Annotated in this window: 13 protein-coding genes; 8 read left to right on the top strand and 5 right to left on the bottom strand. The window is 70.6% G+C overall.

What is annotated here, in order from left to right; all coding sequences use genetic code 11:
• Positions 1 to 51: 51 nt before the first annotated feature.
• A complete protein-coding gene (locus ACQPXS_RS44140; RefSeq protein ID WP_433455089.1) occupies positions 52 to 717 on the top strand; it encodes a LysR substrate-binding domain-containing protein in 666 nt (221 codons plus the stop codon).
• A gap of 337 nt (positions 718 to 1,054) precedes the next feature.
• On the opposite strand, the gene ACQPXS_RS44135 is transcribed toward ACQPXS_RS44140, so the two are convergent.
• Positions 1,055 to 1,453, bottom strand: coding sequence for an ArsR/SmtB family transcription factor (locus ACQPXS_RS44135; protein ID WP_433455088.1), 399 nt, complete (start codon positions 1,451 to 1,453; stop codon positions 1,055 to 1,057).
• Between the two features lie 96 nt (positions 1,454 to 1,549).
• Here ACQPXS_RS44135 and ACQPXS_RS44130 point away from each other — a divergent pair, with 96 nt between their 5' ends.
• Entirely contained in the window at positions 1,550 to 3,538 is a 1,989-nt protein-coding gene (locus tag ACQPXS_RS44130; protein ID WP_433455087.1) for a heavy metal translocating P-type ATPase, read from the top strand.
• Complete coding sequence (locus tag ACQPXS_RS44125; protein ID WP_433455086.1) at positions 3,535 to 3,945, top strand: (2Fe-2S) ferredoxin domain-containing protein; 411 nt, start codon at positions 3,535 to 3,537, stop codon at positions 3,943 to 3,945. Before ACQPXS_RS44130 ends, ACQPXS_RS44125 begins: the two co-directional genes overlap by 4 nt.
• 186 nt (positions 3,946 to 4,131) lie before the next feature.
• Here ACQPXS_RS44125 and ACQPXS_RS44120 read toward each other — a convergent pair whose 3' ends face one another.
• The 3 genes from ACQPXS_RS44120 to ACQPXS_RS44110 all read right to left on the bottom strand — a co-directional run bounded on the left by ACQPXS_RS44120 (position 4,132) and on the right by ACQPXS_RS44110 (position 8,195).
• Positions 4,132 to 4,425 carry a putative quinol monooxygenase gene (locus ACQPXS_RS44120; RefSeq protein WP_433455085.1) on the bottom strand — a complete coding sequence of 98 codons (294 nt, stop codon included), beginning with the start codon at positions 4,423 to 4,425 and terminating at the stop codon, positions 4,132 to 4,134.
• Between the two features lie 26 nt (positions 4,426 to 4,451).
• The gene (locus ACQPXS_RS44115; RefSeq protein ID WP_433455084.1) at positions 4,452 to 7,013 is read right to left on the bottom strand and encodes a GH32 C-terminal domain-containing protein; all 2,562 of its coding nucleotides are present in this window, start codon (positions 7,011 to 7,013) and stop codon (positions 4,452 to 4,454) included.
• Between the two features lie 219 nt (positions 7,014 to 7,232).
• Positions 7,233 to 8,195 carry a carbohydrate kinase family protein gene (locus ACQPXS_RS44110; RefSeq protein WP_433455083.1) on the bottom strand — a complete coding sequence of 321 codons (963 nt, stop codon included), beginning with the start codon at positions 8,193 to 8,195 and terminating at the stop codon, positions 7,233 to 7,235.
• Positions 8,196 to 8,450: 255 nt separating this feature from the next.
• Between ACQPXS_RS44110 and ACQPXS_RS44105 the strand changes: the two genes are divergently transcribed.
• The 4 genes from ACQPXS_RS44105 (at position 8,451) to ACQPXS_RS44090 (ending at position 12,546) form a co-directional block, all read left to right on the top strand.
• On the top strand, positions 8,451 to 9,473 hold the full coding sequence (locus ACQPXS_RS44105; protein WP_433455082.1) for a sugar ABC transporter substrate-binding protein: 1,023 nt from the start codon (positions 8,451 to 8,453) through the stop codon (positions 9,471 to 9,473).
• A gap of 145 nt (positions 9,474 to 9,618) precedes the next feature.
• A complete protein-coding gene (locus ACQPXS_RS44100; RefSeq protein ID WP_351808248.1) occupies positions 9,619 to 10,614 on the top strand; it encodes an ABC transporter permease in 996 nt (331 codons plus the stop codon).
• Positions 10,611 to 11,447, top strand: coding sequence for an ATP-binding cassette domain-containing protein (locus ACQPXS_RS44095; RefSeq protein ID WP_351808249.1), 837 nt, complete (start codon positions 10,611 to 10,613; stop codon positions 11,445 to 11,447). Before ACQPXS_RS44100 ends, ACQPXS_RS44095 begins: the two co-directional genes overlap by 4 nt.
• A 67-nt stretch (positions 11,448 to 11,514) precedes the next feature.
• The gene (locus ACQPXS_RS44090; protein WP_433455081.1) at positions 11,515 to 12,546 is read left to right on the top strand and encodes a LacI family DNA-binding transcriptional regulator; all 1,032 of its coding nucleotides are present in this window, start codon (positions 11,515 to 11,517) and stop codon (positions 12,544 to 12,546) included.
• 429 nt (positions 12,547 to 12,975) lie between these two features.
• Here the strand turns inward: ACQPXS_RS44090 and ACQPXS_RS44085 are convergent, their stop codons facing one another.
• Positions 12,976 to 14,580, bottom strand: coding sequence for an FAD-binding oxidoreductase (locus ACQPXS_RS44085; RefSeq protein ID WP_433455080.1), 1,605 nt, complete (start codon positions 14,578 to 14,580; stop codon positions 12,976 to 12,978).
• A 69-nt stretch (positions 14,581 to 14,649) separates the two neighbouring features.
• Here ACQPXS_RS44085 and ACQPXS_RS44080 point away from each other — a divergent pair, with 69 nt between their 5' ends.
• Entirely contained in the window at positions 14,650 to 15,288 is a 639-nt protein-coding gene (locus ACQPXS_RS44080) for a TetR/AcrR family transcriptional regulator (RefSeq protein WP_433455079.1), read from the top strand.
• Positions 15,289 to 15,333 lie beyond the last annotated feature (45 nt).

Here is a 15,333-nt window from a genome sequence, read left to right as displayed (position 1 = left end):
AAAACCGTCAAGCCTGTCACCGAAAGGTAGACGGGAATCCCCTTCCTGAGCTTGCGAAGGGAGGGGAGAACTTCAACCCAGCGCGATGACCTGCTGCCTCCGGTTCTGTCCACGCTCAGGGATCGCCGACCGGGTCCCCGGATCCGTGTCGTCGTCGTGGAAACCGACGAAGGCGTGCCGAGAGTGAGGTCGGGGGACCTCGACCTGCTCGTCGCCTACCGCTGCCTGCCCGAGGACCCGCCCGCTCCGTCCGAGGCCTTGACGATCACAGTCCTGGGGCGCGAACCGCTTGTCCTGGTCGCGGGCGCCGAGCCGGGGCGCCGCCGCCCGCTGGAACTCGCCGAATGCCTGGAACGGGAGTGGGTCTCGGGTCACGCCCACAACCCCGACCGGCGTCTGCTGCACCGCTGGGCCGGAGAGCTCGGGATCGCGCCGCAGGTGACGCTGGAGACCGAGGACCTGCACAGCATGCTCGCCATGATCCGCGCCGGCCTCGCGGTGGGCCTGATCCCGGCCACGCTCCTCGTCGCAGGACACGGCGCCGGGGTCGAGAGGGTGGTCCCGCCGCCCGAGGTCGAGCCGCTCCACCGGGAGATCCTCGCCGTCAGCAGACCCGGCGCCCGCGTCCCGATCATGGACGAGCTGGTCACGCTCCTGGCCAGTGCCGTGGAAGGCGCGCAATCGTCAGAGGACTTCATGGTCATGCGGACACTTTGATTGACCTCTCCCCGGCCGAAAGTCGGGTCCCTTGCCCGCGTCGCCGTTGGACAGAGGATGTTGGCGGCCTGGGCGTCCAAGTCGTTCGGCGCCGACTTGAGATCGGCGGCGCTGGTCGGTGGTGCGCGGCGCGTCGCGGTCGGCCACGCTGCCCCAGGCACCGAGCGGCCGCGCGGCCTCGGTCCCCGGCCACAGGCCGGCCGTGAATACCCTGGCAGCCGCGGTCCGGGGGCTTCGCCGCCCTCGGCTGAGGAGTCGTCACTCCGAAGCGGCCCGAAGGCAGTGCGGTGCGTGTCCGAGGGCCAGGCACCCGCGCACGATGCCCGCGCTGCGGCCGTCAGTCGGTGCTGCCGGGCGCGGCCGCTTGCCCCGCGTCCGGCTCGGGGGAGTCGCTCAGTCCGAGGCGCTGGTGCTCGATGTGGTAGACGGCCTGGTCGAGGAGTTCGGCGACGTGGTTGTCGTAGAGCGCGTAGATCACCGAGCGGCCCTGGCGCCTGCCGACGACGAGGCCGAGGTTGCGCAGCAGCCGCAGCTGGTGGGAGCAGGCGGACTGCTCCATGCCGACCTCGGCGGCCAGTTCGGTCGCGGCGCAGGGGCCTTCGCGCAGGCGGGAGAGGATCAGCAGCCGGGAGGGGGTGGCGAGCGCCTGGAGGGTGGTCGCCACGCGGGCGGCGCTCTCCGCGTCCAGGCGGGTGTGCGGGACGAGGTTCTTCGCGGGAGCTGCTCCATGGCCCATGGAGGCCATCATACAAGCGATACTTGAAGAGGTCTTCATATGTACCTGTATGGTGGGCGAGTAAGCACGCCCGCCCTGCCGAAGGGTTCATGCCGTATGTCTTCCACCCTGACCGAGCGCCCCGCGCCGGCCTCGACCGCGCGCCCGGAGGCCGCCCCACAACGGCGGACCCGGGTCTTCGCGCTGCCCGAGGCCCGCTGGGCGGCAGCGGCCACGGTGCTGTTCCTGCTCGCACTGCCGCTGCAGCTGACCGGCGCGCCCGCCTGGACGTGGGGCACGGTGTACGCACTGGCCTACGCGGCCGGCGGCTGGGAGCCGGCCCGGGCCGGGCTGCAGGCGCTGCGGGAGAAGACCCTCGACGTCGACCTGCTGATGATCGTGGCCGCGCTGGGCGCCGCGGCCGTCGGGCAGGTGCTGGACGGCGCCCTGCTGATCGTCATCTTCGCGACCTCCGGTGCGCTGGAGGCCCTGGCCACCGCGCGCACCGCGGACTCGGTGCGCGGCCTGCTCGACCTGGCCCCCGCCACCGCGGCCCGCCTCCTCGACGACGGAACCGAAGAGACTGTGCCCACCGCCGAACTGGCCGTCGGGGACACGGTCCTGGTGCGGCCCGGCGAGCGGATCGGCGCCGACGGCCGCGTGCTGGAGGGGGCGAGCGAGGTCGACCAGGCCACCATCACCGGCGAGCCGCTGCCCGTGGCCAAGGAGCCGGGCGACGAGGTGTTCGCGGGCACGCTCAACGGCACCGGCGCCCTGCGGATCAAGGTCGAGCGGGACGCCTCGGACTCGGTGATCGCCCGCATCGTGCAGATGGTCGAGGAGGCGTCGGAGACCAAGGCGCCGACCCAGTTGTTCATCGAGAAGGTCGAACAGCGCTACTCGATCGGCATGGTGGCGGCCACGCTGGCCGTGTTCGCGGTGCCACTCGCGTTCGGCGCCGCGCTGACCGGCTCGCTGCTGCGGGCGATGACCTTCATGATCGTCGCCTCGCCCTGCGCGGTGGTACTGGCGACCATGCCTCCGCTGCTGTCGGCGATCGCCAACGCCGGGCGGCACGGCGTGCTGGTGAAGTCTGCGGTGGTGATGGAACGCCTCGGCCAGGTCGACGCGGTCGCCCTGGACAAGACCGGCACCCTGACCGAGGGCACCCCGCGGGTGACCGACGTCCGGCCGCTGACCGGTTCGGGACTCACCGAGGACGAGTTGCTGTCCCTTGCGGCAGCGGCCGAACACCCCAGCGAGCACCCGCTGGCCCGCGCCATCGTGGAAGCCGCCCGCAGCCGCGACCTCACTCCGCCCGTCGCGGAGGACTTCGCCTCCACCCCCGGCGTCGGGGTGACGGCCACCGTCGACAGCCGCCCGGTCGCCGTGGGCGCGCCGGCCCGGCTGCCGGCCGGTGCGCAGGACGCCCGCGCCACCCGGGCCGCGGCCGTCGCGGCCGGCCTGGAGGACGACGGGCGTACGGCGGTGCTGGTGGTGGTCGACGGTGTCCGGGCCGGGGTGCTCGGCATCGCCGACCGGCTGCGCCCGGACGCCGCCGGCACCGTCGCCTCCCTGACCACCCTCACGGGCACCGCACCGATGCTGGTCACCGGGGACAACCCGCGCGCCGCCGCCCGCCTGGCCACCGAGGTCGGCATCACCGACGTGCGGGCCGCACTGCTACCGCAGGCCAAGGTGGCCGCAGTCCGGGAACAGGAGCGAGCCGGCCGCAAGGTGCTGGTGGTCGGCGACGGTGTCAACGACGCTCCCGCGCTCGCGGCCGCCCACACCGGTGTGGCCATGGGCCGGGCGGGTTCGGACCTCGCCCTGGAGACCGCCGACGCGGTGATCGTCCGCGACGAACTCGCCACCGTACCCACCGTGATGGCCCTCTCCCGCCGGGCCCGCCGCCTGGTCGTGCAGAACCTGGTCATCGCCGCCGTCTTCATCTCGGGCCTGGTCGTCTGGGACCTGGTCGCCACTCTGCCGTTGCCCCTGGGCGTCCTCGGCCACGAGGGCTCGACCGTCATCGTCGGTCTCAACGGGCTGCGCCTGCTGCGCGAGACCGCCTGGACCCGAGCCCGCGCGGAGGGTCACCGGTGAGCCGCCGCGGCCGACGCACCACCGCTTCCGGCGCCGAGGCGGCGGACCTCTGCACGGTCACCGTCTGCCGGGGCTGCTGCTGTGGCACGCCGAAGATCCCGAACCTGGATCACGCCGCCCAACTCGCCGACCTGCGCGAGGCCCTGTCCAGTGTGGCCCGCGTGCGTCCCGTCAACTGCCTGGACGCGTGCGAACACGCCAACGTCATCGTCGTCCAGCCCTCCGCCGCGGGCCGCCGGGCCGGCGGCCGCCCGGTCTGGCTCGGCCTGGTCAACGACCCCGATGCCACTGCCGACATCACCGCATGGGTCGGGGGCGGTGGCCCGGGACTGGCCGAACCACCCGGCATCCTCGACCTCTACGCCTTCGCCCCCTCCCGCCGCATCCGCTCGCACATCGAGGACTGAGACCCGCTGGGCCCCGGGCAGCAGTGCCGCGCCACACATCGACCGCACCCTGCACCGCGCCTTCTCCCTGGCCCGTGGGCCGCCCACCGGGCAGCAGACCCCCGTTCAGCGACGTACACGGGTGCACGGTGAAGGCCAGGCCCGCAGAGCGGGCCCGGCGGGTGTCGGGTCAGCGGATGACGGAGGTCAGGTCACCGGGTCGAGGAAGGTCAGCACCGAGGCGTCCTCCTCGATCAGTGGGGCCAGTGCGGTGTTGAACGGGCCTCCGTAAGGGGCGCTCAGGTGTGCCTGGAACGCGTCCTCGTCGCGGTACACCTCGAAGATCCAGTAGGCGCGCGGGGCGGACGCCTTGGTGTAGACGTCGAAGGCGAGGTTGCCCTCTTCCTCGCGTACCTTCTTGGCGTACTCCAGGATCAGGCGGTCGACCTCGTCTTCCGCTCCCTCGCGGGCGGTGAACTCGGCGAGCAGGGTCTTGTTCACGGTGTGGTGTCCTCTGTTGGTCGGGGTCAGTCGCGGTAGGAGTTCAGGTGCCAGACGCCGGCCTGGTCGAGCTTCACCGAGCCGTTCTCGGCGAAGACCTGCACTCCCTGGGCGGCCGGGTCGGGGAAGATCTGGTCGGTGATCACGGCCTCGCCGCTGCCGCCGAAGACCTCGACGGACGACCAGTCGAGGAGGATGCGCAGCTTCACCTTGCCGTTCCTGGCCTTCAGGGGCGCTCGCTGGACGCCCGGGAAGGCGTCGCTGAAGTCCACGGCGCCGGAGTTGGTGCGGTCGACGTAGAGCTCCTGGGTCGTGGTGTCGTAGCCGATGACGGTCTCCTCTCCCCCGGCGCCGGTGCGCACCTTCAGGCCGAAGCGTGCGGCGTCCTTGAGGGAGAAGGTCGCCTCGATGTCGAGCGCCTTGCCCTCGGCCGCGGGGCCGATCAGGGGCTGTGAGGTGTTCTTGACGGTGACGTCGGACGCGGTCGCCGGGTGGTCCTGCCGCAGGGACGTCAGGCTGTCGACCGGTTCGCTGGTCAGGCGGATGCGGCCGTCGACGGTGCGCAGGGCCAGCTGCCGGGGCACGCTCTGCGCGCTGCGCCAGGGGGAGGTGGGGATGGAGCCGCCGTACTCCCAGTCGTTCATCCAGCCGATCATGTAGCGCTTGTCGCCCGGCACGTTCTCCCAGGACACGGCCGCGTAGTAGTCCTTGCCGTAGTCGGCCCAGTCGGCGCGCTGTACCACGGACTGGGCGGGGGTCTCGGCGGCGGTGAACTGGTCGGCCAGGATGTGGCCCCAGCCGGAGGTGTTCATGTCGACGATCTGGATCTGCGCCTTCTTGCCCGCGTAGGGACGCAGGTCGAAGGAGGCCCAGTCCAGGGTCTCGCTGTTGGAACCGGTGGCGCTGGCGACCGCCTTGCCGTCGACGACCAGGTTGACGGACGTCTCCTGGGAGACGGGCTGGGCCTTGGTGTCGGACAGCATGATGTGGTCGACGTTGATGTGGCCCCAGCCGCCGGTGTTGTCGTCGACAATTCTGACCTGCGCCTTCTTGCCGGCGAGGTCCTTGACGTCCCAGGAGGCCCAGTTGAGGGCCTCGGCGTCCTTTCCGGTCGTGCTGCGCACCACCTGACCGTCGACGAGGAGCTCGACGGCGGTGGGGTCGGCGGAGCCGAGGGGGTGGTTGCCGCCGCCGACGAGGAAGTTGGCGTAGTCCTTGTCGATGGTGAATTCCGGCGAGGTGAGGGTGCCGGTGGTGGAGTCGCCGTTCAGGAAGGTGTTGACCAGTCCGCTGCCGAGATAGCCGGAGACTTCCTGCTGGTTGGGGAGGGTGCCGGTGGCCGGTGCCGAGCCGAAGGCGTCTCCGGTCGTCGCCCAGTCGCCGTATGAGCCGCCTTCGAAGTCGGCGAGGACCGTCCCCGCGGGCGGGCCTGACTGCTCCAGGACCGTTCCGGCCTGGTGCGGGTGCAGGCCGCCGCCGATCTTGAAGTTCAGATAGCTGCTGTCGACGGTGAACTCGGGCGAGGTGAGGATGCCGGTGCTGCCGTCCCCGCCGTGGAAGCTGTTGGCGAGGCCCGACCCGTCGAAGCCGGTGACCGTCCCCTGTCCGTCCACCGCCCCGGCCGCAGGTCCGTCGCCGAACGCCCTGCCGGTGGGCGTCCACGTGCCGAAGCCGGCGCCCTCGAAGTCCTGCATCACCGTGCCGGTGGGCGGGGTGTACGTGCCCTTGTCGTCGGCGGTGAACTTCTTGCCGTCGAAGTCACCGACGAAGTACTGGGCTCCCGAACCGCCGGTGATGCCACCGGGGTTGATGTTGACGACCAGGACCCACTTGATCGTCTGCTTGTTCCCGTCGACCGCGAGCGGGAACAGGTCGGGGCACTCCCAGACGCCGCCCGTCGCACCGGCCGGCCCGAACTCGCTGAGCGGCTCCCAGTCCTTGAGGTTCTTGGATGAGTAGAACCGCACCTTGTGCTCGGTGGACAGCGAGACCGTCATCAGCCAGCTCTTGGTCGGCGCGTACCACTGGACCTTGGGGTCGCGGAATTCCCTGGAGCCGATGTCCAGGACGGGATTGCCCTGGTACTTGGTCCAGGTGCGGCCGCGGTCGGTGCTGTAGGCGATCGACTGCGCCTGTACGCCCGTGTCCTTGTGGTAGCTGGTGTAGATCGCCACCATGGGCGGGTTCTCCTTCGTGCCGAACCCGGTGGTGTTGTTCCAGTCGACGACCGCGCTGCCGGAGAACACCATCTCCTTGTCGTCGTACGACAGGGCGAGCGGCAGTTGCTTCCAGTGCACGAGGTCGGTGCTCACCGCGTGCCCCCAGGACATGTCGCCCCACGAGTTGCCGTTGGGGTTGTACTGGTAGAAGAGGTGGTACTCGCCCTTGTAGTACACGAGGCCGTTGGGGTCGTTCATCCAGTTCTTCTCCGGGGTGAAGTGGAACTGGGGCCGGTAGGTCTCGGAGTACGGCGGGGTGTCGGCAGCGTGGGCCTGGGGGGCCGGCGGGGTGGCGGACAGGGCGCAGACGGTCGCCACCGCAGCGATCATCCGGGTGCGGGCATGCCGGGATACACGTCCAGAGCTCATGAAGTCTCCTGTGTTGCGGCCGTCCGCGCAGCGGAACCTGCTGCCCGGCGCGGACCCACCGAAGAGTGAGGCCTTCTCGGCGTCGTCCACAGCGCCGAGATGGCGATGTCAACGTTGACTTGTGTCATCGATGACATCGAGTGGCCCGATGATGGACGCAATCCGTCCCATGCGTCAACGGTGCGGGCGTGATGTCCCGCTACGCGGCTCGCATGCCCGTCAGGCGTGATCGGCTATGGCGAACTGCTCCAACCGGCTCCGCCACGGCGGGTTGGGACCGGCGACCGAGCAGGTCAGGGCCGCGACGCGGGCGGCGAACAGGCAGGCTTCCGCGACGTCGTCGAGGCGGAGTTCCGTCAGCCGGCCGCCAAGGAGTCCGCGGACGCCGAGGTGGTGCAGCAGGCCGGCGGTGAAGGAGTCCCCCGCCCCGACCGTGTCGGCGACGTCCGTCGGCACGACGGGCACCTGAAGCCGTTCGCCGTCGAGCGAGGCCAATGCGCCCTCGGCACCACGTGTGATCACGACGAGCCGCGCACCGGCCGCGTGCCAGATGTCGCACGCCTGCTCGGGCGGGGTGCCCGGCAGCAGCAGTTCCAGGTCGTCCTCGCTCAGCCGCAGCACGTCGGCGAGGCCGCACCAGTGCGCCAGCCGGGCACGGTAGACGTCGGGGTGCACCAGCAGCGGCCGGACATTGGGGTCGATGCTGATGGTCGCTTGAGGGGCGGCCGCCGCAAGGAATTCCTCCACCACCGCCGCACCGGGCTTCTGGACCAGGGCCAGGGAACCGGTGTGCACGCAGGCGGTCTTCGACAGATCCACCCGCGCCAGCTCCTCGGCCGTCCACTGCCAGTCGGCCGTGTTCTGTGCATGGAAGGAGAACGCGGCCTGCCCCTGGGCGTCGAGCTCCGCCACAGCGAGTGTGCTGGGCTCGGCGGCCGCGACGGCATGCGACAGGTCCACGCCGGACGCCTCCAGACGGGCCCGGAAGAGGCGGCCGAACACATCGCCGGACAGGCGGACCAGGAAGCGGGCCGGGGTGCCCAGCCGGGCCAGGGCCACTGCCGTATTCGCAGGTCCGCCGCCCGGCAGCACCCGTAGCGCGAGTTCGGTCGAGGCGGCTGCAGGTTCGGTGAAGGCGTCGGCGACACACTCCCCCAGGACGGTGATCTGACGCGGGCTCATGGGCTGCTCTTCTCTCGGAAAGTCGGAAAGTACGGGTGCACAGGGCGCGTCGCGGCATGGCCGCCGATCGGGCTGCGGGCGGCCGGCGGTCACGGACGTTGCCGATTTGTGACGAGTGGAAGGCATTGACGTTGCCTGGATTCGGAGTCCATCATCCTCGCCAGGCAGTGTCAACGATGACATAAGTCAACGATGACACTCCGGATGACGCTTTGAGCCCCACCCGCGCCGCTCGCTATCCCACAGGAGTCGATCATGTCTCGCACCACTCGCCTGTCCTCCTCCGTCCTCAGAGCCGCCGCGGTCACGGGCGTCGCGGCCCTCACCCTGACGGCCTGCGGATCCGGCTCCGGATCGAGTTCGACCAGCGCCGGTTCGGGCAGCGTCAAGGTCGGTCTGATCACCAAGACCGACACCAACCCGTTCTTCGTGAAGATGAAGGAGGGCGCGGAGAAGGCCGCCAAGGAGAACGGCGCGCAACTGCTCACCGCCGCAGGCAAGTTCGACGGGGACAACGCCGGTCAGGTCACGGCCATCGAGAACATGGTCGCCTCCGGCGTGAAGGGCATCCTGATCACCCCGAGCGACTCCAAGGCCATCGTGCCCGCGATCGCGAAGGCCCGCGCCAAGGGCGTCCTGGTCATCGCCCTGGACACCCCGACCGAGCCGGCGAGCGCGGTCGACGCCCTCTTCGCCACGGACAACCTCAACGCCGGCAAGCTGATCGGCGAGTACGCCAAGGCCGCCATGAAGGGCAAGACGGCGAAGATAGCCACCCTCGACCTCGCGCCCGGTGTCTCCGTGGGCGTGCAGCGGCACAACGGCTTCCTGCAGGGCTTCGGCATCGGCGCGCAGGACAAGTCGATCGTCTGCTCCCAGGACACCGGCGGCGACCAGGCCAAGGGCCAGACCGCCATGGAGAACTGCCTCCAGAAGGACCCCGGCATCAACCTCGTCTACACCATCAACGAACCCGCCGCGCTCGGCGCGTACACCGCGCTCAAGGCCAAGGGCCGGGAGAAGGACGTCCTGATCGTCTCCGTCGACGGCGGCTGCACCGGGACCCAGGCGGTCAAGGACGGCAAGATCGGCGCCACCTCCCAGCAGTACCCGCTGAAGATGGCCGACGAGGGTGTCAAGGCCGTGGTGACGTACGCCAAGGAGGGCAAGAAGGCGTCGGGTTACACCGACACCGGCGTCAACCTCATCACCGACAAGGCGCAGGCCGGCGTCACGTCCAAGGACACCGCGTTCGGCCTGCAGAACTGCTGGGGCTGAGCCGCCCGCAGAACCGTACGACACCACCTCCCCCCGGCGGGGCGGCCGGCCCCTCCTCCCCGACCGGGGACGGCCGCCCCCTCGTCCCTCCTGTCCGTCGGCAAGGACGGACACAAGGACTTCTGTCTTCCGACAAGGACTTCGCATGACAGCCACGACCACGCCGTACGCCGAGCTCAAGGCGCCGACCACGGCCCGCAGACTACTCACGGCGCCGACCACCGGCCCCCTGGTCGCCCTCCTCCTCGCCTGCGCCTTCTTCTCCCTCTCCACCGACCAGTTCCTCACCGGCGGCAACTTCTCGCTGATCGTGCAGCAGGTCATGGTCGTCGGCACCCTGGCCATCGGCCAGACCCTGATCATCCTCACGGCCGGCATCGACCTGTCGTGCGGTGCCGTGATGGCCTTCGGCAGCATCGTGATCGCCAAGATGGCGGCCCAGGGCTCCCTGCCCCCGCTCGTCGCCATCGCTCTGGGCATAGCCGTGTGCGCCGGATTCGGCCTGCTCAACGGGCTGTTGGTGCAGAAGATCCCGCTGCCGCCGTTCATCGTCACCCTCGGCATGCTCAACGTGGCGTTCGCGCTGACCCACATCTACTCCGAGGAACAGACGATCACCAGCCTGCCCGGCCCGCTGACGGCCCTGGGAGAGACGTTCCCCCTCGGCCACACCGACATCACCTACGGCTCCCTGGTCACCATCGCCCTGTTCCTGCTCCTCGCCTACGCGCTGAGCAGCACCGGCTGGGGCCGGCACGTGTACGCCCTGGGCAACAGCCAGGAAGCGGCGCGCCTGAACGGCATCCGCACCTCGCGCCTGACCATCGGCATCTACACCGTCGCGGGTCTGCTGTACGGCATCGCCGCCCTGCTGCTCATCTCCCGCACCGGAGTGGGCGACCCCCAGGCCGGCCAGACCGACAACCTCGACAGCATCACCGCCGTGGTCCTCGGCGGCACCAGCCTCTTCGGCGGACGCGGCTCGGTCCTGGGCACCTTCATCGGCGTCCTCATCGTCGGCGTCTTCCGCAACGGCCTGCAGCTGATGGGCGTCGCCTCCATCTACCAGACGCTGATCACCGGTGTCCTGGTGATCCTCGCGGTGACCGTCGACCAGATCTCCCGGAAGAAGGCCCGATGACCGCCACCTCCTCCCCCACCCCCGTGCTGCAGGCCCGCGGCCTGGTCAAACGCTACGGCCACGTCACCGCGATCGACGGCGCCGACTTCGACCTGCTGCCCGGCGAGGTCCTTGCCGTCATCGGCGACAACGGCGCCGGCAAGACGAGCCTGATCAAGGCGCTCACCGGCGCGCTCGTCCCCGACGCGGGCGAGATACGGCTCAACGGCAAGCCCATCACCTTCTCCGGCCCGCAGAGCGCACGCGCCCACGGCATCGAGACCGTCTACCAGGACCTCGCCGTGGCCGCATCCATGGACATCGCCTCGAACATGTTCCTCGGGCGCGAGCTACGCCGCCCCGGCGTCCTCGGCAGTGTCTTCCGCATGCTGGACAAGAAGCGCATGCGGCAGGAGGCCGCCGAGCACATGGCCGACCTGAAGATCGGTCTGCGCTCGCTCACGCAGGCGGTCGAGACCCTCTCCGGCGGACAGCGGCAGGCAGTCGCGGTCGCCCGTTCCGTCGCCTGGGCCAGCAGCGTCGTCGTCATGGACGAGCCCACCGCCGCGCTGGGCGTCAAGGAGTCCGGTCAGGTGCTGGACCTGATCCGCCGCGTCCGCGACAAGGGCATGCCGGTGGTCCTGATCAGCCACAACATGCCGCATGTCTTCGAGATCGCCGACCGGATCCACGTCCACCGGCTGGGCCGCCGGGCTGCTGTGATCAAGCCCTCCGACTACTCCATGGCGGAGGTCGTCGCGATCATGACCGGCGCTCTCACGCTCGACGAGACCGGGGGTACTGTCGTAGCGGATTCCGAGGCGGCGAAGGCCGCGGGAGTCCAGGCCAACTGACGAAACACTCACAGGTTCCGGCCGAGGCCGCGGCCGGAACCGACGAGCACAGGAGACCGTTTCCTCCATGGCAGCGAACCGCCGCCCGACCCTGGCAGACGTCGCCCGAGAAGTGGGCGTCAGCGCCAAGACCGTCTCCCGCGTCCTCAACGAGGACGGCCCCGCCTCTGCCGAGACCAGGAAACAGGTTCTCGCCGCCGTCGCCAAGCTCGGCTTCCAGCCGAACCTCATGGCACGCAACATCCGCGTCGGCGGACCCGACACCACCATCGGACTGGTCATCCCCGACCTGGCCAACCCCTTCTTCGGAGCTGTCGCCAGGAGCATCGAGGACACCGTCCGCGACCGCGGACTGACCCTGCTCATGGGCTCCTCCGCGGACGATGCCGACCGCGAGCGCGCGCTGACGGACAAGTTCCTGGCCCGCCGCGTCAGCATCCTGATGGTCGTGCCGTCCGTCGGCGCCGACCACGCCCACCTCAAGACCCACCGCGCCAACGGCCTGCCCGTCGTGTTCCTGGACCGTCCGGGCTCGGGCCTGTCCACGGACAGTGTCGTCAGCTCCAACCGCGACGGCTCCCACGAGGGCATCGCCCATCTCATCGCCCACGGACACCGCCGTATCGGCTTCGTCGGCGACCTTCCCACCAACCTCTACACCCGCCGCGAGCGTCTGGCCGGCTACCGCTCGGCTCTGCAGGAAGCCCACATCCCCTACGATCGCTCACTGGTCGTCAGCGCACACGACCAGCAGGGGGCCGAGGCGGCGACCTCGAAGCTGCTCGACCTGGCCGATCCCCCCACGGCCCTGTTCGCCGGCAACAACATCATGGCGCTGGGCATCGTCGCCGAACTCGCCCGCAGCAAGCGCAAGGACGTGGCCGTGGTCGCCTTCGACGACGTATCGCTCGCCGAGGCGCTCGAACCGGCCCTGACCGTCGTCGCCCAGGACCCCGAGGAAATCGGCAGAACGGCGGCGACCACCGCCCTGGCCCGTCTCGACGGCGACCGGTCCCGGGCTCGCACCATCACCGTGCCCACGCGGCTGATCGTGCGCGGATCGGGCGAGCAACCCGCGCCAGACACGCCGCAGAAGTGACCGGGGCGCCTCCGTCCGAGCCCCGATCCGCCGGGTGACAGCGCCGCCCCGCCTCCGCCCCGCCCTCGCACTACGACAGATGCCACGGCTGCGACGGGGCCCCTGTCCTGGTTGGGCGGAACCGGCTATCCACCGCTGGGCAGCGGAGCTGATGGGCAAGGTGGTGCCGCGAAAGACGATTCGTGGCCGTCGCAGTAACGGCCGATGAGCGCATGTCCTTCCTCCCGTTGGCGACGAGAGTCCAGCACGTGTCCGAGTCCGGCTCGCCGGGTACGGCACGGCGCTGGGTTTCTTCTCCTTGCCGGTGACGGAGGCTCCGGTCACGCGTCGACTATCTGCCGTCAGTGCGGCTGTACCCCGCTGCGAAGCGGCTGTTACGCGAACCGTTGGGACAGCTCAGCCCGCCCTCGCCCTTCTGTTGCCGTCTCGTCAGTCGATCAGGACGCCTGGGTTGAGGATGCGGTTGGGGTCCAGCGCGTCCTTGGCGGCGCGCAGCGCCAGAGCGAAGGGTTCCGGGCGCTGGCGGTCGTAGCCGGGGCGGTGGTCGCGGCCGACCGCGTGGTGGTGGGTGATGGTGGCACGGTAGCGGTGCAGGACGTCACTCGCGGCGGCCTTGATGTCGTCCCAGACCTCGACCTCGTCGCCGGGTCGGCCGGCGACGGCCACGGTGAAGTAGGGGGCCGCACCGTCGGGATAGACGTGGGTCAGGCGGCAGTTGATGGTGGCCGGGTGTCCGGTGGCCTTCAAGGCGGCGGCGCCGACCTGGGTGCGGACAGCGTCGATCAGGGCGGGAATCTTGTCCCAGGTGGCGGCCGTCTCGAAGGTCTCGATGACGGCGCCCATGCGGGCCAGGCCGTCTCGCAGGTAAGGCATGCGCAGGAATGCCGAACGCCAGGCGCTCACGGCCGTGTCGGCCGGGGCATCGCGGTCCGTCGTCAGCGCCCTGCCGCGGCCGCCGTGGGCGCGGGTGAGGTCCAGGGCGCTCGTGAGGTGGTCGTCGACGGGCGTGGTGGCGGATTCGAAGCCCAGGACCAGGACGGCGGAGCCATCGTGTGAGGCACCGGACAGCAGTGCCTCCCCTGGGTCGAGCAGGCGGCAGTTGGCGGGGGCGAGGTCGGACTGGGCGATGGCACGCACCGCGTCCAGCGCCTGGTGGAAGTCGGCGAAGGCCACGGACGTCGAGGCCTTGTATCGCGGGCGCTCCTGCAGGCGCATCCACGCCTCGGTGATGACGCCGAGTGCGCCCTCGGAGCCGAGGAACAGGCGGTCCGGTGACGGTCCGGCGCCGGATGCGGGCAGGCGCCAGGACGTGCCGGAGCCTGCGGGCGTGACTACGTGCAGGGACTGCACGAAGTCGTCGATGTGGGTGCGGACGGTGGCGTAGTGGCCGCCGGCCCGGGTGGCGAGCCAGCCGCCGAGGGTGGAGAACTCGAAGCTCTGCGGAAAGTGGCGCAGAGTCAGGCCGTGGGGCCGCAACTGGTCTTCCAGCACGGGGCCGAGCGCGCCGGCCTGGATGCGGGCCGAGCGGCTGGTGGTGTCGATCTCCAGGACCTTGTCCATCGAGGTCAGGTCGAGCGACAGGACCGCGCGGTGGGCGTCGCCCCGGTACTCCACACCGCCGACCACCGAGGAGCCGCCGCCGAAGGGGATGACGGCCACGCCGTGCCCGCCGGCCCAGTCCAGCAGGTCGACCACCTCCTGGTCGTCGGTCGGGCGGGCGACGAGGTCGGGGATCCGGCCGGGCCGGCCGCGCAGGGCCCGGATGACGTCGCGGTAGGCCTTGCCCATGGCGTGGGCGGCGCGCGCCTGCGGGTCGTCGGTGACCAGGTGTGCCAGGGAGGGCGGGGGCGTCGCGGCGGGGCGGCCGATGGGCAGGTCGGCGATGCGGGGTATCGGCAGCGGGCGGGCCAGGGTGCCCGGCAGCAGGGCGCCCATCGCGGCGCATTCGGCGTCGTCGGGGTGGGCGTCGGCGTAGCCCCAGCCCCACCAGGAGCGGGTGCGGGAGGTGCGGGGGTCGGTCGCGGTGGCAGGCATCGGCGCGCTCCAGCGGGGGTCCAAGGAATTTACCCGGCGGTAAATTACCCTAGGGTAAGATCTGGTGGCATGACAACGCTCTCCTCCAGAGCCGGCACCAAGGGTGTGCCCAGGGCCGCGCGCGAGCGACAGGTCCTGGCGGCGGCCACCGAGGAGTTCGGCCGCCACGGCTACGAGGCCACCACCGTGGCCGCCATCGCCACCCGCGTCGGCGTCACCAAACCACTCCTGCACCAGTACTTCGGCAGCAAGCAGGACCTCTACCTCGCCTGCCTCAACCCGGTCGGCGACCGGCTGCTGGCGGCCATCCGCGCCGCGATGGCCGAACAGGACGCCGGCGCGCCGCCCACGCCGCTGCGCGTGCTGCACGCCCTGTTCACCGCCCTCGACGGCCGGCGCGAGGCATGGTTCGTCCTCTACGACCCCACGCTGCCGCCCGACAGCGACGCCGCCCACCGCGCGGCGTACTACCGCGACATCATCGACGACCTCGCCGCGACCGGCACCGCCGACCTCCTGCACACCGCCGGATCCGGCGACCCGCTCGACGCCGACGCCCTCAAATACGCCTGGCGCGGCCTGTGCACCGCCCTGGTCCGCTGGTGGGTCAACCACCCCGACCAGTCACCCGAAGCCATGACACAACGCTGCGCCCGGCTCTTCGCGGCCAGCCGCACCATCCTTTCCGCCGGCGACGAGAACACGTGAACCGGACCGACATCCCGCCTTGTAGGTGTGCCGGCGCTTGACCGC

The organism is Streptomyces sp. CA-142005 (assembly GCF_050942335.1).
Taxonomy (GTDB): domain Bacteria; phylum Actinomycetota; class Actinomycetes; order Streptomycetales; family Streptomycetaceae; genus Streptomyces.
The sequence above is the reverse complement of the archived record's forward strand: the minus strand, read 5'-3'. Positions and strand labels throughout refer to the sequence as shown.